Genomic DNA, 24100 nt, shown 5'->3' with positions numbered 1-24100 from the left:
GCTTGGTAAATCCACCTTCCGCATCGACCTTTGCGGCCAAATCAGAAACATGGAAAACAAAATAAAGGCTTTAAAGCAGTTTCATATTATTAGTATTCTAGAGGGGGCGTCCTTTCTATTATTAATGTTTATCGCGATGCCATTAAAGTACATGGCAGATTATCCCTTGCCGGTAAAGTACACGGGTTGGGCACATGGTGTTTTATTTATTGCTTATTTAATAGTAGGTCTTCGAGTTGCCGTTTTATGCAAATGGCCTATCGGCAAAGTGGCTTTAGCTGTATTGGCTTCATTGCTTCCATTTGGCCCTTTCGTATTTGACAAAACGGTAAAGAAGGAAATAGCTGAGCGTGAGGCAGCAGTGGTTGTTTCATAGCTTTTGCGATATTTCGAACTCTAATGGCTCAAGTATATTATGAAACATGTGTTCCGCATTTTACCAGAGCATAAGTTAATAATTGAACTCTGTGGATCTAGCTTTGGTTTGGATGACTATATCGAATTTAAAAAGCGAGAAATTACCCATCCGGATTTTAACCCAGAATATGATATTCTTTCCGACTTGCGATGCTCAAATTTTACTGTTCCCGCAAAGGATGTGCACAAGATGGTTACTTTTTTTAAAGAAAGCATCCGTTTGGATATTGACCGCAAAGGATGTCTTCTTACACTGGAGCCACTTCAAACGGCATACTCCATGTTATTTGAAAAGCACATGACTGATAGTATAGTTACCTGGAAAGTATGTACAACAGAAGTGGAAGCATTATCGTGGCTACATTATCCTCTGAGTTTAACTAAGCTTGAAGAAATTTTAGAAGAGCTTAAGAGTGAGAGTTTAATGTAACTAATATTTTTGCTTTAGTTTTTTACCACTTTGGCTGTCATTAGTTGCCCCTCTCCTTGCAGGATGAAAATATACATTCCGTTTGGTTGTCCAGATAAATCAATTTTGGTTTTATCCGAATCTACCTGCTGTTTAAGAATCAATTTCCCGCTAAGGTCAAATACACTAATGTGAGCCTTGCTTAAGTTTGGTGTACTTACCATAAAGTTTCCATTGCCGGGATTTGGAAACACGTTTAAGGAAGTATTTGACTCATTTCTGAACTCATTGATTCCCACCTCATAAATTTTGCCTTTATAGTAGGTAATACCTCCGTTCATGTTTCCGACTAGCATATCCATAAACCCATCATTATTTAAGTCAGCAATGGCAGGAGCTGTGTACAAACCGCCACTATAATTTTCAGTATTTGCAAATGCTGGTTTCAATACTATTTTAATGTTAGGTCTCAATGTGCTGCTTGCATTATAGGGTTGTTGGCAACCTGACGCATTGCCTGAGGAATCTACGTAGGAACCGAATGCATTGGCATTGAAGCCCACGTCAGTCATTTCTACGTGCACATCTCGGCTTCTTGGTTGGTTGCTAAAACATGTTTCAATAATTATATTAGAAGTCCCATCCCAGAGAAAGTTATTATTAAAGTCAAAACTCTGCCAGCCTTGTTTTGGTTGCATCCTCTCTTCATATGCATCTTCCAAACCTTGGGTTACGAACGAATTGAGTACTGTGTCACTCGTGTTCTTCATTTTAATAATCAGGTTTTCAATATCATTATTGGAGCTGGTTGTAATTTTAAATGAAATACTATAAATATATCCATAGGTGAGTCCCGCATTTCGCAATTCCGAAGCTCTGATCAAAAATTGATTCCTACCATTTTTCTTTCTTGTGCCAAAAGGCGTTTCAAATCTATTGCTACTTACAATGGTGCCAGAGCCTATGTTTGGTTGAAGTAGGGATGGGCTATTCATCACTTTGCCGATACTATCAAATTGATAAATGCCAGAATGAGTGGAGCCGACAAAAAGATTATCTGAACCATTTTTTTTGAAAAGATACGGAATGCTATATCCCGATTGTTTTGGAGGTATACTAAGCCCTCCATAAATGGTGGTTTCTAGCGTGAAATTAGGAGAAGTAGAAGAGTTGTTTGAGTAGTAATAAACCCGTCCGTCTTGGTTGCCAATAAATAAATCTAAAGTTCCATTACTATCAATATCGTATAGAAATGGAGCTGCAAAATCACCGGCATCAATGTTTTGAAAATTTGAAGCTACCAATGTGAAGGATGGGGAGGTTTGCGATGAGTTTTTAAAATAATGTAGTGTTCCATTCAGATTTCCAACCAAAGCATCCATATCGCCATCGCCATCCAGATCGCCAAAGCAGGGAATAGAATTGCTGGATATTCCAGAAGAAGCAATGTTCATAAAGTTAGTGTCTATCAGCGTGAACTCAGGTTGGGTGGGTGTTCCTGTATTTTGATAATAGTAATAGCTGTGACTTATTGTAGTGTCTTTTATGTGGGCGTAGCTATTGCTAACTATTAAATCCAGATTTCCATCACCATTAAGATCTACAAGTCTGGGCACAGATCTTTCACCCACATCAATCATATTTTCTTGAAGAAAGTCTTTTTGCTGAAAAACGAAGTTTGGGGAATTCGCGCTACCTGTATTTTTATAAAAGTGAAGGCTCTTTTTGTTGTTACTCAAATAGTTTGTTTCCAATGTGGGGCTTACCAGTAAATCGGGAAGTCCGTCAAAGTCTACATCTTCATAAAAAGCCGCGGGAGACGATGGAATATTTATAGGATGGGATGCAGGAAAGTGCACCATTTGTGAAGTCATGTGAGCATTATTTGCTGTACCTCCATTATAGAGGGCTGCCAATGATGGGAAGGCATTATTTCCCAAAATCAAATCCATCACCTGATCGTTATCCAAATCAATGGGCAGTATGGTGGTGCTTCCATCCATTGTTTTTTTCTTGTGTGGAATACATGAATTTAAAGTTACACCAGGTGAGGCTCCACCTTCAACAAAGTGCCCCCAGCAAGTTTCTTCTTCTTCAAAATCTAACTCACAAGGTGTTTGCCCTCTATGGTATTGCATTTCGATGCTATAATTCGCATAAGTAAGAATGTCTAAAGCGCCATCATTGTCAATATCGGCTATACCGGGTAGGTTGGCAGAGTTAACGTAAAGCCTCATTCTACCTTGCCGGTAATCTGATTCTATTCTGTTGCCATTATTTGCTTTAGAAAAACTGAGACTAGTACTGGTAGAGGTGTTTTTCCAAACATACACATCGCTGTTTAACCCAAGAAAAATATCTTTTTTTCCATCGCAATTATAATCTCGAAAAAGTGCCCAATGATTTTGAGGATCAAGAGGTGGCATTTTTAGCTCGTACTCTGGTGCATATTCATAGCGCGCGTTGCTACCGCTCCCCACGGTAATATAGGTGTGAAAATTTTTCCCTTCTTTATCAAATAACACTAGGTCATCAAGGCCATCTAGGTTGAGGTCGATTGTATTTACTTGAGCATTATTAATCCCACCAGTCCAAGCTAGTTTTATGTTTTTAGCATCATGAATTACCGGAATATCGTTTGATTTTTCAAAGCCATATAGATTACGCGGGCTTTGAGCGAAGAGAGAAGAACTGAGTGCAGTTAATAATATTAGAGAAGTTAGTTTTTTCAAACTGAGGAGATTTGAAATTAAAAAAGGGCAGAAAATATTTCCACCCTTTTCAACTTATCGTTTTATCACCTTGGCGGTTCGTAACTCTCCGTCTCCTTGAAGAATAAAGAGGTACATTCCGTCTGGTTGACTTTGCAGGTCAATCTTGGTTTCATCCGCTATTACTTGTTTATTCATGAGTAATTTCCCGCTAAGGGTAAACACACTTAGGTTTGCTTTGCTCATATTAGGTGTACTTATCGTAAAGCTCCCATTGCCCGGATTCGGGAATACATTGAGGTTGGCTACTCCAGTGGGCTTATGTTCTTCTATACCTACATCATATATTTTTCCTTCAAAATAATTGAGACCACCATTTATATTACCCATTATCATGTCTACAAACCCATCACCATTGAGATCTGCAAGGGCAGGGGCGGTGTATACGCCACTCATATAATTTTCGGTATTGGCAAAAGCTGGTGTCAAAATTATTTTAACATTAGGTCTTCTAGTGGTTGACGCAATGTAGGGTTGCGCACACCCGTTGCCTTGAAGTGATGGATCTACATAGTCTCCATACGCATTGGCATTGAAGCCTACATCAGTCATTTCTACTTTTATGTCCAGGCTATTTGGTTGTCCTCTAAAGCAAGTTTCAATTACAATGCTAGAAGCTCCATCCCATAAAAATGGGGTTGTAAAAGTAAAGGTACTCCATCCATTACTTGGTTGTTCTCTTATTTCTAGCACTTCAGTCAGCCCCGTTTGAAAATCATTGAGTACCGTATCAGAAGTGTTCTTCATCCTAATGTGAAAGTTTTCGATAATATTATTGGAGGAAGTAGTAACCTTAAATGCAATTGCATTAATGTAGCCAAATACCAACCCAGCTTGACGGAGCTCTGAACTTTTAACCAGGAATTGATTTCTACCATTTTTTCTTTTAATGCCAAATGGGGTTTCATCTGAGCCACTACTTTCCAAAGTGCCAGCCCCAATATTAGGCTGAAGTAGTGATGGCTTATTCATTACCTGACTTAGGCTATCAAACTGAAAAATACCAGCACTAAATGAACCTACTAAAAGATTATCCAGTCCATTTTTCTTAAACATATAAGGGATGCTATAGCCATAGGTATTGGCACCTTTAGTGGTAATTCCACCAAGTCTATTATCCTCAAGGGTAAAGTTTGGGCTGGATGTAGAGTTATTCGAGTAATAATAAATAGTGCCCACCTCGTTTCCTACAAATAAATCATAAGTTCCATTGCTGTCAAGGTCATATAAAAATGGTGCTGCATTATTCCCAACGTCAATACTTCCTATCCCCGCAGTAGCTAGGGTAAAATTTGGTGATGAAGGTGAGCTGTTGGTAAAATAATGAATCTTACCTGTTCGGTCTCCAACAAGTGCGTCCAAATCTCCATCATTATCCAAGTCGGCAAAAGTTGGGATGGTACCTAAGCCAATTCCATAGCTTGAAATATTCATGAAGTTTGTGTCGGTAAGAGAAAAAGCGGGTTGAGTAGCTGTTCCTACGTTTGTATAGAAATAGTACGTATGCACATTTGCTGTGTCTTTTAGCTTATAGCTAGAGTTACTTACAACCAAGTCCTGCAAGCCGTCTCCAGTTAAGTCAGCAAAGCGTGGCACGGTTCGTTCACCCATATCTATCATTTCATTTTGAATGAAATCTTCCTCTTGGAAAACAAAATTAGGAGTGCCTGTGCTACCTGTATTTTTGTAAAGGTAAAGGCTCTTTTTATTGATGCCGTCACTGGTAACAAGTGCTGGACTTGCCAATAAGTCGGGAATGTTGTCAAAGTCTACATCTTCATAAAACGCTCCTGGAAAGAAAGGAATTTGAACTGGGTTTTGAATAGGGTAAACGGTATCCTGAGAAACCATGTGTGCACTGTCCAGAGTTCCGCCATTGTGCACAGCTGTCATAGTTTGGAAAGTGATGTTTCCAAGAATAAGATCTTTTACCTGATCATTATCAAGATCAATAGGGAGGATCGTGCTACCGTCATGTAAAGTTTTCTTTTTACGAGGTGTACAAGCGTTTAAGTTTACTCCTCGCTTATACCCTGTTTCGGTAAAATGACCCCAGCAAGTTTCGGTATTAATAAAACTAAGCCCACATGGGGTTTGGCCTTGGTGAAACTCTACTTCAATGCCACCATTCACGTAAGTAAGCAAGTCGATGGCTCCATCATCATCTATATCTATTATGCCTGGTATGTTAGCGCTATTTACATATAGATTGCTGGTATGACCATTATAACTTGATTGAATGGCTTTTCCTCCATTTGCAGGTGAAAAGCTCAAGCTGCTGCCAGAAGTATTTTCCCACACATAAAAGTAACTTCCGATGCTGAAGAAAATATCTTTTTTTCCATCACAGTTATAATCCCTAAAAAGTGTCCATGAGGCACTAATATCTACTGGAGGAAGAATACTTTCGTACTGAGGAGCGTACTCGTAATGCGCTGAGGCACCTGAGCCAACGGCTAAGTAGGGAAGTAGATTTTTTCCTTGCCTATCAAAAATCACCAAATCAGAAGTACCATCCATGTCCAAATCAATGGTATTTATTTGTGCACTGTTGATACCTCCGGCCCAAGGATCTTTCAAATTAGAGCCGTTTTGAGTTACCGATATGTTATCAGTTTTAATAAAACCATAAAGATTGGGTGAGTTTTGTCCAAAGGCAAAAACACATAGTGCTGAAAACAAGAGTGTTGAGCTTAGTTTTTTCATAGATTTCGTATATAGCATCAAAAGTACACCATTAAATATTTCTGGCAAATGGCGATAAGTTAACGCACATTGTTATTTATTAGCTGAAATTCTATATTTGCCGACCATTTTTGAACCCAAACATACTTCCTAAGACGAATGCAAAATAAAGGAGTTATTAGATTATTCGCCATCGTATTTGCGCTGGCTTGCCTGTATCAACTTTCATTTACCTACATAGCAGGTAGCGTGGAAAAAGATGCTGAAGAGTACGCCAATGGCGACTATGAGAAGGAACAGCGCTATCTTGATTCTATGGGATCTGAGGAGGCTTATGATGTTCTTTTGGAACAGTTCACCTACCAACAAGTAAAGGAGCGTGAGATCAATTTAGGTCTTGACCTTCGTGGTGGAATGAACGTGATTTTAGAGGTTCAGGTAAGAGATATTCTTATCGAATTGGCAAATAATTCCAAAAATTCTCTCTTTAGACAAGCAATTGATAAGGCAACTGCAGCTGCTGTAAATAGCCAGCAAGATTATTTGTCAAACTTTTTTGATGCATTTGAAGAAGTAAAAGCTGAAACTAAAGCAGCTACTAAGCTTAGCGATCCTCAAGTTTTTGGTACAAAAGAGATGAACGATAAGCTTGGTTTTAACGCTGAAGATGAAGCGGTAAAAGAAGAGCTTAGAAGTGAAGTAAATGCGGCTGTAGAAAATGTTTACACTGTACTAAGAGCACGTATCGACCAATTTGGAGTGGTTCAGCCAAACATTCAGCGCCTTGAAAATGGTGGTAGAATATTGGTAGAGCTCCCAGGTGTGAAAGATCCGGATCGTGTAAAGAAATTGCTTCAGTCTACTGCTGAACTTGAATTCTGGAATCTATACGATACTTACGAAATGGCTCCTTTTATCAATGCCGTTATCGAAAAAGTAGGTACCGTAAAGGTGAAAGGTGCAGATAGCACTGATACTGAAACTGCTTCAAATGATATTCTAGATGAAATTCAATCTATTGACGACAGTAGCAATGTAGTTGCTGAAGGAGATAGCGCAACTGGCGAAGATGGTGTTGTAGAAAATGACAGCGCAATCGCTGGTCAAACGTATAGCCCATTTTTACGTGTATTTGCTCCTAACTTGGATGAGCAAAATCGTTTTCAGCCAGGCCCAATTATCGGGTTTGTTGCTGTAAAGGATACTGCTAAAGTAAATGCTTACTTACGTGACCCTAAGATTAAAAGCTTATTGACAGGTGAGCAACGCTATACTAGATTCTTCTACACGGCTAAGTCTACTGATGGAAACTACCTTTATTTACTTGCAGCAAAAGGTAACCGCGAAGGTACACCTGCTCTTGCAGGCGATGTGGTAACTGATGCCCGTCAAGATTTTGACCAAGGAAACTCTGCTGTGGTAAGTATGAGTATGAATGCGGTTGGAGCTCGTGAATGGGCAAAAATTACCAAGGAAGCTTCTTCTCAAGAACCAAAGAAAAGTGTAGCGGTAGTTTTGGATAACTATGTATACTCTTTCCCAACTGTTCAAGGTGAGATTCCAACAGGAAACACACAAATTACTGGTAACTTTACAGTACAAGAAGCACAGGATTTAGCTAACAAGCTAAAAGCTGGTAAACTTCCTGTTGCTGCAAAAATTATTCAAGCAGATATCGTAGGACCATCATTAGGTCAGGAAGCAATTAGCGCAGGACTTTGGTCTTTCGTGGTAGCTTTGGGTATCGTTATGTTGTACATGATTTTCTATTACAGCGGTGCTGGTATTGCTTCAGACCTTGCACTTATCGTAAACATGTTCTTCATCTTCGGAATATTAGCTTCGCTAGGTGCAGTGCTTACACTTCCTGGTATAGCTGGTATTGTACTTACCATTGGTATGGCGGTAGATGCCAACGTACTTATCTACGAAAGAATTCGTGAAGAGCTTGCTCAGGGTAAAGGTTTGAAGTTGGCTATAAAGGATGGTTACGGTAATGCATACAGCTCTATTATTGATGCAAACGTTACTACTTTCCTAACGGGTGTTATTCTTTACCTTTTCGGAACAGGCCCTATTAGAGGATTTGCTACTACTTTGATTATTGGTATTCTTACTTCCCTTTTCTGTGCAATCTTTATCACTCGTTTGATTTTTGAAGCTCGCTTGGATAAGAAGAAGTCGATTGCATTCTCAACAGGAATGACGGCAAACGCTTTCAAGAAGTTCAAAATTGATTTCTTGTCAAAAAGAAAGATTGCTTACGCATTCAGTGCTATCATCATCATCGCTGGTATTGGTTCTTTGGCTACCAGAGGTCTTAACTACGGTGTTGATTTTGTAGGAGGTCGTTCATACCAGGTTCGTTTTGACCAGCCTGTGAGCTCTGTAGATGTTTCGAGTAAATTGGCTACCGTATTTGTTGATGAAGACGGTACGGCAGTAGCTCCTGAAGTAAAAACTATTGGAGGCGACAATCAAGTGGTGATTACTACCAAGTATAAGATTGACGAAACTGGAACAGAGATTAATGACGAGATTAAAGACAAATTGTATGAAGGCTTAAAAGGTTTTTATGCTGAAACTCCAAATAAAGAGTCTTTCTCTAGTGAAGCTACGGGAAGTGGTGATATAGGGATTGTTTCTGAGCGTCAAGTGGGACCCACCATTGCTGATGATATCAAAACTTCAGCTTTCTGGGCAATCTTGTTCTCTCTAGTAGTAATCTTTATTTACATCCTTATCAGATTTAGTAAGTGGCAGTTTAGCCTTGGTGCTGTTTCCGCAGCTTTCCATGATGTACTTATCGTACTGTCAGTATTCTCTATTCTTTATGGATTCTTGCCTTTCTCACTAGAAATTGATCAGGCATTTATTGCGGCAGTACTTACCGTAATTGGTTACTCGCTGAATGATACCGTGGTAGTATTTGACCGTATTCGTGAATACCTGGCCACGCATAGTAAGAAAAAAGATATGAACCTTGTGGTAAATGACGCTTTGAACAGCACGCTTAGTCGTACTATCAATACCTCGTTAACTACCTTCTTCGTATTGCTTGTAATCTTCCTTTTTGGTGGTGAAGCAATCCGCGGATTTATGTTTGCACTATTGATTGGTGTTGTTGTAGGTACTTATTCTTCGCTATTCATTGCTACTCCATTGATGATGGATACTAGCAAGAAACGTTTAGCAGAAGAAGCTGCCAGCAAAAAACGTCCGGTAGAGCAACCTGCTAGCTAGGTAATACAAGCTTTTATAAAATCTATAAACCCTGCCTTTGTGCAGGGTTTTTTTGTTATACTTTTGACGCAGAATTTCAAAATGTAGAGATGAGCGGAGTATTGTTATTTTTCAATATTGGAGGGGGCGAAATCTTCTTTATTCTACTTGTGGTAGTTATGCTTTTTGGGGCAGATAAGATTCCTGAAATCGCCCGAGGACTTGGTAAAGGTATTCGTGATGTGCGCAATGCGGCCAATGACATAAAGCACGAAATAAATAATAGTGCAGGCGCTGCCGATAGCGATCTCAAGAAATTTAAGGATAAGGTAGAGAAGGAGAAAAAGGAGATCGAGGAAATTACCGGATCTGTTAAAAGAACTTTCAAAGGCTAATCTACTTTATGTCATACCTATATTTATTCGGAGGTATTTTACTTTTACTTTTTGGTGGTGATTGGCTGGTGCGTGGAGCAGTAGATTTAGCGCTGAGGCTTAAAATTTCCATTTTAGTAGTCGGAATGACGGTGGTTTCTTTTGCTACTTCCGCTCCTGAGCTTTTGGTGAGCCTTGATGCTGCTATGGAGGGGTATTCAGATTTATCTTTCGGTAATGTAATTGGTAGCAACATTGCCAATATCGCACTTATTTTGGGTCTTACCTCAATGGTTTTTCCAATGACGGTAAAGCAACGCACCTACCGTGTCGACTATTGGATAATGATGTTCGTTACCCTTATTTTATTTCTTTTCCTGTTTTTTGATAATGTGCTCACTACATGGGAGGCTGCAGTGTTGGTGCTTATACTTATTGTATATAATGTATATCAAATCTGGGCTTCAAGGCGAATAAATAAGCAAGATGAATCCGATAGTGAAACTTCAGAAGAGATTTCTGGGAAGCTTAAAAGTCCATGGTGGATGGTTTTTTATCTGGTTATAGGAGTTGCTGCCCTCAAGTTTGGCTCAGAGTTTTTGATTACCGGAGCTATGGATTTAGCACGCCAATGGGGGGTGAGCGAGCGTATTATTGCCGTAACTATAGTTTCTGTTGGTACTAGTTTACCTGAATTGGCAGCCAGTATGGTGGCTTCTTTCAAAGGAGAGCAAGAGCTTTCACTTGGTAATTTAGTTGGCTCCAATATATTTAACATTCTCGCGGTACTTGGTATTACTGGTCTGGTGATTGATTTGCCCGTTAAAAGTGATGCACTCATAACTTTTGATTTTCCTTATCTATTCGGAATTTCACTATTGCTTTATCCCTTCATTCGCATTATTTCCAAAGGAAAGATAGAGCGATGGGAAGGATTTGTAATGCTCCTCGCTTACTGTTTATATATTTATTTAGTTTTTTAGGTAATTTTCTGTTAGACCCCCTGTTTTTATAGGGGGTGGCTAAAATATTTTCGCTCTTTTTCAAAATTAACCCCCTCATTTTGTAGATTTGCGGCTTTAAAATCATAAAAAAGAGATTAGCTATGCCTTTTATCAGATTTGAAGCCCTTAAGACTACAATGCATCGCCAGCCGATTGAAGTAGATCCACCTTACACACGTATCTCCGATATTTTTGGAGAGCATGTTTTTAATAAAAAAGCTATGCAGGAGTTTATGACCCCTGAAGCTTATAAGAGTGTTATGGACGCCATGATTCATGGTAAAAAGATTGACAGAAACATAGCTGATCAAGTAGCTGTGGGAATGAAGTCATGGGCACTTTCAAAAAACGCTACACACTATACCCACTGGTTTCAGCCACTTACTGGTTCTACTGCCGAAAAGCATGATTCCTTTTTTCAGCCAAATGGCGATGGCGGTGGTATCGAAAAATTTACCGGAAACTTATTAGTACAGCAAGAGCCAGATGCATCTAGTTTTCCAAACGGAGGTATCAGAAATACTTTTGAAGCTAGAGGTTATACCGCTTGGGATCCTACTAGCCCGGCATTTATTATGGGGAAAACTTTGTGTATTCCTACAGTATTTGTGGCTTACACCGGTGAGGCATTAGATAATAAAGCTCCATTATTGCGCGCTCTTCAATCTATTGACCAAATAGCTACTGAGGTGTGCCAATATTTTGATAAAAATGTAAAAAAGGTAAATGCAACCCTTGGTTGGGAGCAAGAATACTTCCTTGTAGACAAAGCATTATATAATGCTCGTCCTGATTTGAAGATGACAGGTCGTACATTGTTGGGACATTCTGCGGCCAAAGGTCAGCAGTTGGATGATCACTATTTTGGAGCTATTCCTGATAGAGTTAGGTTTTTTATGCGTGAGCTTGAATATGAAGCACATAGATTAGGAATACCTGCAACTACTCGTCATAACGAGGTGGCACCAATGCAGTACGAGTTGGCACCAATGTTTGAAGAAGCAAACGTTTCTGTAGATCACAACTCATTGTTGATGGATTTGATGGATCGTGTAGCTGCAAGACACAACTTTAAAGTTCTACTTCACGAAAAGCCGTATGCTGGTGTAAACGGAAGTGGAAAACACAATAACTGGTCATTGAGCACTGATACTGGTGTTAACCTTTTAGCTCCAGGCAAAACGCCAAAGAGCAATATTCAGTTCCTTACCTTCTTTGTAAACACTATCAAGGCGGTTCATGATCATGCTGATCTTCTTCGCGCGGCTATTGCTTCTGCTGGAAATGATCACCGTTTGGGAGCAAATGAGGCGCCTCCTGCAATTATTTCTGTATTTATTGGCGAGCAACTTACCCGTACGCTTGATGCTATTGAGCAGCTTGAAAAAGGTAAGCTAAGCCCTGAGCAAAAAACAGATCTTAAGCTGAATGTAGTTGGAAAGATTCCGGATGTATTGCTTGATAATACTGATAGAAACAGAACATCTCCATTTGCCTTTACAGGTAATAAGTTTGAGTTTAGAGCTGTAGGCTCTGCTTCAAACTGTGCCCAGCCAATGACTATTATGAATAGCATTATGGCTACCCAGCTTCGTAAGTTTAAAGCTACTGTTGATGGTCTTATCAAAGGAGGTATGAAGAAAGATGAGGCTATCTTTAATGTATTGAGAGATTACATTTCAGAAAGTAAGTCAATTCGTTTTGAAGGTGATGGTTATGGTGATGCTTGGGTAAAAGAAGCTGAAAAGCGTGGTCTTAATAATGTTAAAACGACTCCCGAAGCTTTAGATTTTTATGTAACCCCAGAAGCTATCAAGCTTTTTGAAGAAAATGGTGTGATGAATAAAGTGGAGGTAGAAGCCCGCCATGAGATCATGCTTGAAGAGTACCAGAAGAAGATTCAAATTGAGTCAAGAGTATTGGGGGATATTGCGGGTAATCACATTGTGCCAACTGCAATCAACTACCAGAATCGTCTATTGAGCAATGTAAAAGGGCTTAAGCAGGTACTTGATGAGAAATCGTTTAACAAAGTAGCTAAGGAGCAATTACATATGATTGAGGAGATTAGTAGTCGTATTTCTGTGATTATTTCTGAAAAAGAAGCTATGATAGAGACGCGTAAAAAATGCAATGCTCTTGAAGGTGCTCGTGAGCGTGCCGTTGCTTATAGAAATGAAGTGTTCCCATTCTTAAACACCATTCGCTATGAATGTGATAAATTAGAGCTATTGATTGACGATGAACTTTGGCCTATGCCTAAATATAGAGAGCTTATCTTTTCATAATTAGCGTTTTATAAGATTTGTATTACAAGCTGCCTGATTTATCAGGCAGCTTTTTTATTTTTGAAACATACCGTTACACTGCGTTGGTGTTCATTTTTCAATATGTGAAAACAGCCTTTTACGTTTGGAATAAATGTTTACTTTAGCGCATTACTGCATTAAAAAAATTATTACTTCCTATGAGAATACCTTACTTAGGTGTATTACTAGTCGTATTTAGTATAAGTGTATTTCCTGCTTTTGGTCAAGAGAATACAGATGATACCGAGCCAAAAGAAAAACTCCATAAAGATGTAGAAAAAGCATACGATGCATATGATGCGCAAGAATATACGCTTGCCATCGAGTTGCTAAAAACTGCGCTTGGAGAAGTAAGAGGTAGAGATGATAAGTCTACGGTACTATTTAAAATAGCTGAGTCTTACAGAAATATCAACGATTATAAGAATGCTGAAAACTATTACCTGAAGGCCGTAAAGCTTGGGTATAAGGATCCTATTGCTCAGCTGCATTATGCAGATATGCTAAAAGCACAAGGGGAGTATGAAGAGGCAATTGTAGCATACCAAGATTTTAAGCAGGAAAATCCTACTGATAGAAGAGCGGAGATAGGAATTGAGTCTACTAAAAAAGCCATAGAATGGATGGATAGCCCAAGCCGCTATCAGGTAGATTTGATGAAAGACTTGAATAGCACTGGGTATGATTTTTCACCATCTTATGCAGGAAAACGTGCTGATGACAATGAGATAATTTTTACTTCCACACGTGAAGAGTCGGTTGGTAAAAAGGAAGACGGCTGGACGGGCGGTAGCTTCATGGATATTTACGTAAGTAGTGCAGAAAGAAAAGAGAAGGGGAGAAGAGGAAGAGGAGCTTCAACTGATGAAGATGAATTGGTGAGCCCTGCTTCTTTAAAATGGTCTACCCCAAAATTACTGGATGAAGAAATTGTAAACACAAAAAGTCACGAAGGATCTGCTGTATTTGATTCACGTAGAAAAGAACTTTACCTAACACGTTGCTTAGTAGAAAAGGATAAAAAGTTTGGTTGTGGAATTTACATTTCAGAAAAGCTTGGTGTTAACTGGAAAGAGCCAGAGCAAGTTATTATTGGAACTGATACTTCGGCTAATGTTGGTCAGCCAGCACTATCTCCTGACGATAGTAGGTTGTATTTTGTTTCGGATGAATTCAACACCAAGGGAGTCCATGATATATTTATGACCACTTTTGATCGTAGAGCAAAAATCTGGAAAACCCCAACCAACTTAGGTTCAAAAGTAAACACCGATCGTGAGGAGTATTATCCTTTTATTAGTGGAGATGGTCAATATTTATACTGGGCTTCTAACGGATTGCCAGGAATGGGTGGTCTGGATATCTTCAGAATTAAATTAGGCGAAGATGGCATGCCGGCACCGAATGCAGAAGCTGAGAATTTGGAGTACCCAATAAACACCAGTTTTGATGATTTCGGCTTAGTATTTCAGGGAACAAAGGATGAAGTTGGTTTCTTAAGCAGTAATCGTAAAGGTTCTAAGAATGACGACATCTATGGTGTGGTAAAAACTCCATTGGTATTTGAGCTGGAAGGGGTTGTTACTAGTTCTAAAACCGGATTACCAATTCCTCAGGCTACTGTAAAATTGGATGGATCTAACGGTACTAGCGTTGTGGTAAATGCTGATAAAGATGGATACTACATTTTTGATAAAGATAAAATTGATGCTGACGTTCAGTATACATTAACTTTTGAAAAAGCTAAGTTCCTTACGAATACAGGGAACACAACAACTATTGGAGTTGATTTATCTGCTTTTGAGTATATCCCATCGGCAAATCAATTTTTACATAAGCTACAAGTAAATAAAGCCTTGGATCCAATCGAAGAGCCAATTGTTTTACCGAATGTATTCTTTGACTTGGCAAAATGGGATCTTCGTCCAGAAGCTCGCGCTGCATTGGATAGCGTGGTACCAATTATGAAGAACAACCCAACAATTGTTATCGAACTTCGTTCGCACACGGATTATCGTGGTGATAATAAGAGTAATGATGTACTTTCTCAGCATCGTGCAGATACCTGCGTTAGCTACCTAGTATCAAAAGGTATAGCAGCTGATAGAATGGTAGCTCGCGGTATGGGAGAAACGGAGCCATTTAATATTCAAGAAGGTTATAAAGGATATGGAGCTGGTCAGCTGGAAGAAGGAAATAGATTGACGGAAGCTTATATCAAAAGGTTGCCACCGGAGAAGCAGGAAGTTGCTAACCAAGTAAACCGTAGAACTGACTTTAAAGTACTTCGCGATGATTACGTACCAGCAGCTGGCCCTGTTGATCAGGATGCTGTTGATCCAAAGGATATTATTGCTGATAAGAATAGTGGTGTAAATAATGCCCTCCTGGTGATATTTACATCATAAAAGGTCGCGAGAGCTTTGGTGTTGTTGCCAAAAAGAATAAGATTAACATTGTGGAACTTAAGAAGCTAAACGGTGGGTTGAGAGGTGTTCGTCCTTTTGAAGGCCTTCAGCTAAAAGTCACCCCTGATGGGAACTACGAAGCTTGGGATGCTAACCACTATCAAGTGGATAGAGCTAATCAGTCTATTAAGGATATTGCCAAAAAACTGGATTTGGATGACAAAGTTTTGGAAGACTTAAATCCAGAGATTGACAAGAAAAATGTTCCTGCAGGATACTATCTTAAAATTAAGTAGATCAATAATATAAAATTGGCGCCCCGTAGAATGCAATTTCTGCGGGGCGCTTTCTATTTTTGCAAAATGAATTCAGGTAACCGATACAGCGGCAGGGGAGTATCTGCCCAAAAGGAAGATGTGCACAAGGCTATCTCCAAGCTCGATAAAGGATTGTTTCCAAAGGCATTCTGCAAAATCATTCCCGATTACCTTACGGGAAGTGAGGAGCACTGTGTGGTGATGCATGCTGATGGGGCTGGGACTAAGTCTTCGCTAGCGTACATGTACTGGAAGGAAACCGGTGACCTGAGCGTGTGGAAAGGCATTGCCCAAGATGCCCTGGTGATGAACCTGGATGACTTACTTTGTGTGGGTACTACCGAAAGCCCGATTCTTCTTTCATCTACTATTGGGAGAAATAAGAACCTGATCCCAGGTGAAGTTATTTCTGCAATCATTAATGGTACACAGGAGTTAATTGATGAAATGGCCAAGTGGGGCATGGACATCGTGCTTACCGGTGGCGAAACTGCCGATGTTGGTGATTTGGTTAGGACCATTATTGTGGATAGCACCGTGACTGCTCGTATGAAGCGCAGTGATGTAATTGATAACGCCAACATTAAGCCTGGAAACGTAATAGTTGGATTGGCTTCTTTTGGACAAGCCACTTACGAAACTGAGTACAATGGAGGGATGGGAAGCAATGGCTTGACTTCTGCTCGTCATGATGTATTTATGAAGGAGTTGGCAACAAAATACCCTGAATCTTACGATGCTTTGGTACCTGAAGAATTAGTGTATTCAGGAAATAAAAAATTAACTGAAGCTGTGGATGGTGTGCCATTAGATGCTGGTAAACTGGTTCTTTCGCCAACACGAACCTACGCTCCGGTTATTAAGAAAATATTAGAATCTCATCGCAGTAAAATTGACGGATTGGTGCATTGCAGTGGTGGTGCTCAAACCAAAGTTTTACATTTTGTAGATGGCGTTCATGTGGTAAAAGACAACATGTTTGAGGTGCCTCCATTGTTTGACTTGATTCAAAAATCATCTGGTGCAGATTGGAAAGAAATGTATCAGGTATTCAATATGGGACACCGTATGGAAGTGTACTGTGATGAATCAGTAGCTCAGGAAATTATTGCGATTTCAGAAAGCTTCAATATACCTGCGCAGATTGTGGGTAGAGTAGAAGCGCATGATGGTAAGAAACTTACCATTACTAGCGATAAGGGCCAATTTATTTACTAAAAGAAGAAAGAAGATGCAGGATAAGCTGGATGCTATACAGCAGCGCTATCATGAGGTGAATGATTTAATCATTCAGCCAGATGTGATTGCCGACCAGAAGCGCTATGTGACGCTTACACGTGAATACAAGGATTTGAAACCTTTGGTAGAAGCACGTGAAAAGTACATGCAGCTTAAGGATAATATTGCCGAAGCTAAAGAAATTCTTCATTCGGACGATACCGAGATGAAGGAAATGGCTAAGATGGAACTTGAATCTGCTGTTCCTGAATTAGAAGAGCTGGAAGCAGAAATTCGTATAATGCTTATTCCTAAAGATCCTGAAGATGCTAAGAATGCTACCTTGGAAATACGAGGTGGAGCAGGAGGTGATGAAGCGGCTATTTTTGCCGGAGACCTTTATGATATGTACACTCGCTATATACAAAGTAAAGGCTGGAAAGCCGAGGTGCTTGACGTGAGTGAAGGAACCATGGGCGGCTACAAGGAAGTGGTGATTGAGGTTACCGGAGAAGATGTTTATGGAACTTTAAAATTTGAATCAGGAGTGCATCGCGTTCAGCGCGTTCCACAAACTGAAACCCAGGGTCGTGTGCATACTTCGGCAGCAACTGTGGCAGTATTGCCTGAGGCAGAAGATGTGGATGTAGAGCTGAATCCTGCTGATGTTGAAATGCAAACTTCGCGCTCGGGTGGTGCTGGTGGACAAAACGTAAACAAGGTAGAAACAAAGGTGCAGCTTACACACAAGCCTTCAGGAATCGTGGTAGTGTGCCAGATAGAGCGCTCTCAGCTTGCCAACCGTGAGCGAGCCATGCAAATGCTTAGAACCAAGCTTTATGAGCAGGAATTAGCAAAGCACAATGCAGCTATTTCCAGCAAAAGAAAGAGTATGGTTTCAACGGGTGACCGTTCTGCTAAAATTAGAACCTATAACTACCCACAGGGTAGGGTGACGGATCACCGTATCAATTATACCGTTTACAATCTTGATGATGTGATGAACGGAAATATTCAAAACTTTATTGACGAATTGCAATTGGCAGAAAATGCTGAGCGCATGAAGGAAGGTTCAGAATCATAAGAAATGAACAGAAAGCAGCTAGTAGAGCAAATTCGAAAGAAAAAGTCAGTGCTATGCGTAGGACTGGATACTGATATTGAAAAAATTCCTTCTTTCCTTTTGGAAAAGGAAGACCCGGTATTTGAATTCAATAAAGCCATAATTGATGCTACTCACAAATATACAGTAGCTTACAAGCCAAATATTGCTTTTTACGAGGCACTTGGCGTAAAAGGATGGCAAAGTTTGGAGAAAACCATCAATTATTTGAATGAAAATTATCCTGAGGTTTTTACCATTGCTGATGCAAAACGCGGTGATATTGGGAATACTTCGGCTCGCTATGCAAAGGCTTTTTTCGAAGAACTTAGTTTTGACTCTATCACTGTAGCTCCGTATATGGGTAGTGATTCTGTAAAGCCTTTTACAGGTTTTAAAAATAAGTGGGTGATTCTTTTAGCCCTAACTTCTAACCCAGGTGCATTCGATTTTCAAACTCAAAACCGAGGAAATAGCGATGAAATGCTTTTTGAAAAAGTATTGGAAGAAAGCAAAAAGTGGGGCGACAAAGAAGATATGATGTATGTAGTAGGTGCTACTAAAGCAGACTACATGCGTAAGGTGAGGAATGTTGTTCCCGAAAACTTTTTGCTTGTGCCCGGTGTTGGCGCTCAAGGTGGCAGCCTTAGTGAGGTTATGGAAAATGGTTTGGGAAAAGAACCTAATTTATTAATCAATTCATCAAGAGGTGTCATTTATGCCTCCAATGAAGAGGATTTTGCTGAAATAGCGGGAAAAAAGGCAAAAGCTCTTCAGCAGGAAATGGCTCCTTACATTAAGTAATAGTTAAATTCTAACCCCTTGGTAAATAGGGGTTTTACGATAATACGCATAAGCGGAGCTCAAAAGGCTCCGCTTTTTTTGTGCTCATTTTTAACATAGATGATTTTTGAATCGTACAGTTTTTCGTGGAGTCCAAGTATTTGTGAATCAATGCATGCCATACTGATAGTTAGTGGATTAAAGTGCCTTTTTTTCACTCTCTCAATCCATACATCTGTAATTTTTTGGCTTATTGTTTTGAACATCAATCACTTATTCTAGCATATTATTTTCCGACTATCATTGTTAAGCAATTTGAGGATAGGCTTAATATTCTTGAAGAGGCAAGTCGCTTGAAACACGATTTTGAAAATAGGTTAACTTGACATGAAAACAACTCTACACTATTATTACTCACTACTCTGTTAGTTAGCACTTTATAATTCCACCCTTAGGGGTGGAATTTTAGTTTAATAGAGGCGGTATTGTATGGATTTACTCAATGTTCAGGTATAACGTAAACGATTAGAAAACATAAAAATTAGTCATATTAAATTTTACTAACGCAATGAAACAGAAATCTACTCAATTAGTTACATTTCTTCTTTTTACTCTTATTGGGGTTAGTTTTTCTACTAATGCTCAAATTACAACACCAGATAGTGTTTGTGCGGGTACACAAGATAAAGTTTACGGAATCTCTTCTGCAAATGCCAATAGCACCTTTACCTGGTATATTGATGCAGCCGCAGGTGGTACAATTGATAATTCAGTGACCACTAGCAACAATGAAATAGAAATCGACTGGGGTATGACGCCAGGGACATACACCGTATACGCGGTAGAAACAACAGAGTTCGGCTGTATAGGAGATTCGGTTCAGTTAACTGTTATCGTTAATGATTTGCCCTCTGCTACTGTGGTGTCCGATTCAGTATGTGAAGGCTTTGATCCAACGCTAACTTTTGCTGTTACCGGTGAATTTCCGGTGACCATTGACTTTACTGATGGCACAAATAATTACAGTACCGTAGCCACAGCTTCACCTCATGTGTATACCATGACGGGGGCCGGTTATACCACAAGTCAAACCTTAGATATTACATCTGTAGTAGATGATAATACATGTAGCGAAGTTACTCCGGTGACTGGTATCAATGTTATTATTCATCCTGCGGCCAATACCGGTCAGATTTACCACTACTAACAAGTTACTCAACATTGAAAATGTTAGGGTTATCCACCCTGACATTTTCTGCTATTTATTCATTTTAATTTTTTGTCATGAAAAAAAAGTTACTCCTACTTACACTTTTTGCGGTTCCCTTACTCAATACTCTAAAAGCACAGGTTACTCAAAATTTTAATCACAATAGCACTGCTACTGCAAATGCCTCCTGCTGGGATTTGTCTAATGGAGTTGCTATTAGAGGATCGGGTAGTGACGCTATCAATACGGGGGTAGATGAACCTTATCTAAGGACAAATAACCTTAACAATCAGACTTATAGTTTAAAAACTCCATTCGTAAAATTCAACGGAACTGGAATAATTGCATTTAATCATAAGCTTCATAATACCAATATGGGTACAGTTCGTGAGCTTCAAGTCAAAATTTTAGATCAATCTGGAAATACGGTTAATACTCCTTTTACTTATGATTATGTAGCTGCGGCCACACCAACCACTACTCAAGCCGAGGCCGTAACGGTTGCTTGGAGTGGAATTTATCAGGTAGAGTTTGAATGGACCGGATCAGGTGGGGCAGCTCGTGGTGTTATTGATGATATTAGCATTCACGGTAGTTATGCTTCTGATTCTAGCTTGAATAATAATGGCGTGTGTCCGGCAATGAGCATTCCTACAGATACCATTTGTAGCAGCTATGCTGACCAAGAGTATAAAATATATAACCCAGTATCTGGTAGCAACTATTCTTGGTTTATTTCTAACCCAGCTGCCGGAACCATTGATAATAGTATTACCGCAGATAACAGTACTATTCAAATAGATTGGTCAGGAACGAGTGGTCTATATACTCTTAATGTGTACGAAACCAGCAGCACTGGTTGTATCGGTGATACGGTACAAATGGACGTTATTGTTGATACACTTCCTACAGTAGATGTTATAATAAATCCGGTATGTGCTGGCAGTGCTCCAACGGCAACATTCACATTTACAGGAACAGCTCCTTGGGTAGTTAGTTATACTGATGGAACCACTACCTATACGGACACTGTAGCGTCAAGCCCTTTTGTGAAAACCTTACCAGCGTACGTAAGCAGTCAAACGCTTACCGTACTTTCATTAGATCAAAATACAGCTTGTAGTGCTGATCCAGCAAGCTTACCATCAGTACCTATTGTAATAAATCCAAAACCATCTACAGGTTTGATTTTTCATCAATAATTAGTACTTGAAAAACGCTGCTAACATATTACTCACCCTGATGCTTTTGGGCTTTACAGGCCTAAGAGCACAGGTAGTAGTTGACACAATATGTACTACAGCAGGGCCATCCAATCTTGCTGTTCCGTTTCAAGCTGGCGTTATTTATAGTTGGCAAATTACAGGTGGAACTATTCTTTCTAAACCTGATTCAAATGATATTCTTGTTGATTGGAACCCTACTCCGGGGTTCTTTCCTATTTCCGTAACGGCAATTCCGCTCAATGGAGACTGTCACGATACCACATTCGCTCAAATTTATATAATAGCTCCGGTCAAAGCTAGTGTGGCTGGTCCGCAAGAGGTTTGTAGAGGAACGGAGGTTATTTTGAGTACTGCACTTACCTCCGGTGTAATATGGCAGGGTGGTAAAAAGGACAAGGAAATAAGGTTTATTGCACATCAGGATACCACAGTTTATTTGGTGGCCGACAATTATCCTTGTGATCCAGATACTACATTTCATTTTATAAAAGTGGTCGATCCCCCACAGACTTCTATCAGCTCACTTGAAGACACCCTGCAAGTAGGCACCATATTGGATTTATACTATACTGGCGCCTCGGGCGTAGGCGTAGATTGGTATTTGGATGAAAATAAACAGGGCTCAGGCACATACGCGCGTTATCAGTTTGATGAAGAAGGCGATCATGTGGTAACTCAAGTAGTGTCCGATGGTACGTGTACAGATACTCTTTACAGGTATGTTTATGTTAAGAAAATCTTCAAATTATTTATTCCTAATGCATTCACGCCTGATGGAGATGGAATTAACGATGTGTTCCTTTTTAAGGGAGTAGGCATCGCTAGATTCCAAGCTAATGTATACAACCGCTGGGGCGAAATGGTATACAGCTGGGATGAGAGTAGTGGATCAGATGGTTGGGACGGCACTCAAAATGGAAAACCTGTTCCTACGGGAGTGTACACCTATAAGATAGTGGTAGAAGATGTAGGCGGTACTCAAGTTGATGAACAAGGGTCATTTAATCTATTGCGATAGGTATGACGAGTTTGCGACTACATATAGTTTTTTTGATAGTGGCGGCTTGTATAGGCTTCAGCTCTTTTGGGCAGTTTTCCGAAAACTTCAACAGTAATACTGTAACTCAGTTGGAAGCTGATTGCTGGGATTTTGACCAATCCTCGATATCTAATTCATCTCACATCAATACAGGAACTGATGCACCGCACGGGCATGCAGACTCCTATGCATTAGTTATTTTTGGTACTGCACCTGCAATTACAACACCTTTCTATTATTTTGATGGATCCACAGATATTACGTTTACACATGAGCATGATGGATATACTTTCTTTGCATCAGGGAGGATGAGAGTCTATTTGGTAGATCCACTTGGAGGCGAGACACAGATTTACTCTCGTAACGGAGAGTTTGGAACAAGAACAGAGAACTTAACTACTACAGAAGTTGGTTATTACCGGATTCGATGGAGATGGTGGGCATCTGGAGTGGCTGCAAGTTTAGATGCCGAACTTGATGATTTTTCAACTACTGCTACCGTAGCACCAGATGTGGTAGAAACAGGTATTGTATGCGAGGGAGAAACGGCAACTCATACTCCCAGTACAGCAGTTACAGACGGTGCTCCCCACAACTTCGAGTATTCTTGGTCTTGGGTAGGAACAGCTGGAGGCACTATTACTCCAGAACTGGATAATAATAGAAGAGCTTCTGTGGAGTGGACTGTAGGTCCAGGTAATTACAGATTACAAGCTCAAGAAACCTACCTGGGTGGTTGCGTAGGAAGGAAAACATTTATAGACGTCACAGTTCTTGAACAACCAGACTTTGCGGTTAGCTTTGATACTGTTTGCAAAGAACAACAATCTACGATGTCTTTTGATGGGCTGGTGGGTACAGCTCCATTTACAATAACATACAACGATGGTGGAGGCTCACAAATATATACCACTACAGGAGATGCAGGTAGCATATTATTATCTGCAGATGCATTGCAAGTAGATATTACTGATGTAGTTGATGATAATGGTTGCCATGCAGATCCTACACTATTGATTGCATACCCAATCTACTATCACCCTAAGCCTTCCACTGGTCTTATTTATCACCAGTAGAAGTGTAGTTGTCCCGTATTTTATCCAAAATAGTACTTAAAGTCTCAGCTTCTTCTTCTGATATACCATTTAGGTGATTATCTAAATCCTGAGAATTTTCATCTAAACGAGATAAAAGGTCAAGACCATTTTCGGTGATGTTGATATCTACCAAACGCTTGTCAGCTTTGCACGTTCCCTTTTTTACCAATTCCTTTTTTACCAATCGGTCTACTATGCGCGAAGTATCGCTCATTTTATCGAGCATACGCTCTCTAATCTGAAGGGTGCTTAGAGGCTCAGGGTGGCTGCCCCTTAAAATGCGAAGAACATTAAATTGCTGAGGGGTAAGGTCATCATTAGATAAAAAAGCTCGCAACTTTTCTGATAGCCAATTGCTCGTATAAAAAAGATTTATAGCTGCCTTTTGGCGCTCACTTGTAAATTTACTCTGTTTTATTTCTTCAGATATTCCCATGCTCATTCAAATCAGTTGTCCAGAATAGTTAGCAAAAATAGTGTTTAATGCTAAGTTAATTTTTCGTTTACAC

18 protein-coding genes are annotated in these 24100 nt (G+C 39.8%); 15 read left to right on the top strand and 3 right to left on the bottom strand.

Annotation, left to right across the window (positions count from 1 at the left end):
* The first annotated feature begins 49 nt into the window (after nt 1–49).
* The gene (locus tag OWEHO_RS07080) at nt 50–376 is read left to right on the top strand and encodes a DUF3817 domain-containing protein (protein WP_014201789.1); all 327 of its coding nucleotides are present in this window, start codon (nt 50–52) and stop codon (nt 374–376) included.
* Between the two features lie 39 nt (nt 377–415).
* The gene (locus tag OWEHO_RS07075; protein ID WP_014201788.1) at nt 416–847 is read left to right on the top strand and encodes a hypothetical protein; all 432 of its coding nucleotides are present in this window, start codon (nt 416–418) and stop codon (nt 845–847) included.
* A 14-nt stretch (nt 848–861) separates the two neighbouring features.
* Here OWEHO_RS07075 and OWEHO_RS07070 read toward each other — a convergent pair whose 3' ends face one another.
* Both OWEHO_RS07070 and OWEHO_RS07065 read right to left on the bottom strand, forming a co-directional pair.
* A complete protein-coding gene (locus OWEHO_RS07070) occupies nt 862–3558 on the bottom strand; it encodes an FG-GAP-like repeat-containing protein (RefSeq protein WP_014201787.1) in 2697 nt (898 codons plus the stop codon).
* Between the two features lie 54 nt (nt 3559–3612).
* Nucleotides 3613–6303 (bottom strand): T9SS type A sorting domain-containing protein, encoded by a 2691-nt coding sequence (locus tag OWEHO_RS07065; protein ID WP_014201786.1) that lies wholly within the window; start codon nt 6301–6303, stop codon nt 3613–3615.
* Nucleotides 6304–6441: 138 nt separating this feature from the next.
* Here OWEHO_RS07065 and secDF point away from each other — a divergent pair, with 138 nt between their 5' ends.
* The 13 genes from secDF to OWEHO_RS06995 all read left to right on the top strand — a co-directional run bounded on the left by secDF (nt 6442) and on the right by OWEHO_RS06995 (nt 23570).
* A complete protein-coding gene (gene secDF / locus OWEHO_RS07060) occupies nt 6442–9525 on the top strand; it encodes a protein translocase subunit SecDF (protein WP_014201785.1) in 3084 nt (1027 codons plus the stop codon).
* Between the two features lie 89 nt (nt 9526–9614).
* Complete coding sequence (locus tag OWEHO_RS07055) at nt 9615–9899, top strand: Sec-independent protein translocase subunit TatA/TatB (RefSeq protein WP_014201784.1); 285 nt, start codon at nt 9615–9617, stop codon at nt 9897–9899.
* An 8-nt stretch (nt 9900–9907) separates the two neighbouring features.
* Nucleotides 9908–10861, top strand: a complete 954-nt coding sequence (locus OWEHO_RS07050; RefSeq protein WP_014201783.1) for a calcium/sodium antiporter — start codon at nt 9908–9910, stop codon at nt 10859–10861.
* Nucleotides 10862–10983: 122 nt separating this feature from the next.
* On the top strand, nt 10984–13170 hold the full coding sequence (locus OWEHO_RS07045) for a glutamine synthetase III family protein (protein WP_014201782.1): 2187 nt from the start codon (nt 10984–10986) through the stop codon (nt 13168–13170).
* A 179-nt stretch (nt 13171–13349) separates the two neighbouring features.
* The gene (locus OWEHO_RS07040; RefSeq protein ID WP_014201781.1) at nt 13350–15599 is read left to right on the top strand and encodes an OmpA family protein; all 2250 of its coding nucleotides are present in this window, start codon (nt 13350–13352) and stop codon (nt 15597–15599) included.
* A gap of 50 nt (nt 15600–15649) precedes the next feature.
* Nucleotides 15650–15895 (top strand): hypothetical protein, encoded by a 246-nt coding sequence (locus OWEHO_RS07035; protein ID WP_014201780.1) that lies wholly within the window; start codon nt 15650–15652, stop codon nt 15893–15895.
* Between the two features lie 66 nt (nt 15896–15961).
* Entirely contained in the window at nt 15962–17134 is a 1173-nt protein-coding gene (locus tag OWEHO_RS07030; RefSeq protein ID WP_041627488.1) for an AIR synthase related protein, read from the top strand.
* A 13-nt stretch (nt 17135–17147) separates the two neighbouring features.
* Nucleotides 17148–18218 carry a peptide chain release factor 1 gene (gene prfA / locus OWEHO_RS07025; protein ID WP_014201778.1) on the top strand — a complete coding sequence of 357 codons (1071 nt, stop codon included), beginning with the start codon at nt 17148–17150 and terminating at the stop codon, nt 18216–18218.
* A 3-nt stretch (nt 18219–18221) separates the two neighbouring features.
* The gene (gene pyrF / locus OWEHO_RS07020; RefSeq protein ID WP_014201777.1) at nt 18222–19040 is read left to right on the top strand and encodes an orotidine-5'-phosphate decarboxylase; all 819 of its coding nucleotides are present in this window, start codon (nt 18222–18224) and stop codon (nt 19038–19040) included.
* Between the two features lie 547 nt (nt 19041–19587).
* Nucleotides 19588–20226 carry a hypothetical protein gene (locus OWEHO_RS07010; RefSeq protein ID WP_014201776.1) on the top strand — a complete coding sequence of 213 codons (639 nt, stop codon included), beginning with the start codon at nt 19588–19590 and terminating at the stop codon, nt 20224–20226.
* A gap of 77 nt (nt 20227–20303) precedes the next feature.
* Nucleotides 20304–21431, top strand: coding sequence for a hypothetical protein (locus tag OWEHO_RS07005; RefSeq protein ID WP_014201775.1), 1128 nt, complete (start codon nt 20304–20306; stop codon nt 21429–21431).
* 7 nt (nt 21432–21438) lie between these two features.
* Nucleotides 21439–22473, top strand: coding sequence for a gliding motility-associated C-terminal domain-containing protein (locus OWEHO_RS17830; protein WP_052301098.1), 1035 nt, complete (start codon nt 21439–21441; stop codon nt 22471–22473).
* Nucleotides 22474–22475: 2 nt separating this feature from the next.
* Entirely contained in the window at nt 22476–23570 is a 1095-nt protein-coding gene (locus OWEHO_RS06995) for a hypothetical protein (protein ID WP_143764540.1), read from the top strand.
* Here the strand turns inward: OWEHO_RS06995 and OWEHO_RS06990 are convergent.
* Nucleotides 23554–24033, bottom strand: a complete 480-nt coding sequence (locus tag OWEHO_RS06990; RefSeq protein WP_014201773.1) for a MarR family winged helix-turn-helix transcriptional regulator — start codon at nt 24031–24033, stop codon at nt 23554–23556. The genes OWEHO_RS06995 and OWEHO_RS06990 overlap by 17 nt on opposite strands.
* Nucleotides 24034–24100 lie beyond the last annotated feature (67 nt).

The sequence above is a fragment of the Owenweeksia hongkongensis DSM 17368 genome (assembly GCF_000236705.1).
GTDB classification, from domain to species: Bacteria; Bacteroidota; Bacteroidia; order Flavobacteriales; family Schleiferiaceae; genus Owenweeksia; species Owenweeksia hongkongensis.
The sequence above is the reverse complement of the archived record's forward strand: the minus strand, read 5'-3'. Positions and strand labels throughout refer to the sequence as shown.